The sequence below is a fragment of the Burkholderia sp. 3C genome, from assembly GCF_054589155.1.
The window spans coordinates 1-817 of sequence record NZ_BAAILN010000098.1 but is presented as its reverse complement, the minus strand read 5'-3'; the positions used below and the strand labels follow the sequence as shown (position 1 = coordinate 817).

Sequence of the window (817 nt, the reverse complement as noted above, 5' to 3'; positions counted from 1 at the left end):
AGACACGCAGGTCGCGGTTGTTCTTCAGCGCCAATTCGATCAGTTGCTGCAAGCGCGGATCGGCGAAGAAGTTGCGCCAGCCGATGTCCGGCGCGGCCTGGCCTTGGGCGCTGCGCGCGTCGCTCGCGCCCGGCTGCGTCGCGTAGACACCGTCGGACGGGAACGAGCCCGACACGGGCGCATCCGGACGCTTGTAATGCGGCGCCATCGTGCAGCCCGAAGCGACGAGCGCGAACGCCATTGCCGTCAAAACGATTTTTCGCATGGTCATCAATGTTCCTGGTTGCCGTCGCCTTCTTGCGTGCGGTGTGCGTGTTCCTGCGCGAGACGCAGCGCCTGATCCGGGTCTTCCTTCTCGCCGCCGAAGATCGACCGCACCTTCACGAAGAACATCGGAATCATGAAGATCGCGAGGAAGGTGGCCGTCATCATGCCGCCGATCACGCCCGTGCCGATCGCGTGCTGGCTGCCCGAGCCCGCGCCGTTGCTGATCGCCAGCGGCAGCACGCCCAGGATGAACGCCAGCGACGTCATCAGAATCGGACGCAACCGCAGCCGCGCCGCTTCCAGCGCTGCTTCGACCGGGCCCATCTTCTCGGTAAGCTGCAATTCACGCGCGAATTCCACGATCAGAATCGCGTTCTTCGCCGACAAGCCCACCGTGGTCAGCAAGCCGACCTGGAAGAACACGTCGTTCTCGAGGCCGCGCAGCGTCGACGCGATCAGTGCGCCGATCACGCCGAGCGGCACCACCATGATCACCGAGAACGGGATCGACCAGCTTTCGTACAGCGCCGCCAGACACAGGAACACCACC

At 64.5% G+C, this 817-nt stretch carries 1 protein-coding gene and 1 pseudogene; both read right to left on the bottom strand.

The window, feature by feature from the left end:
* A pseudogene (locus ACYP33_RS20485) lies at positions 1-271 on the bottom strand (multidrug transporter); the annotation flags it as partial.
* Positions 271-817, bottom strand: a 547-nt coding sequence (locus tag ACYP33_RS20480; RefSeq protein WP_459623669.1) for an efflux RND transporter permease subunit, incomplete at its 5' end; no start/stop codon positions are given. The gene ACYP33_RS20480 and the pseudogene ACYP33_RS20485, both read right to left, overlap by 1 nt.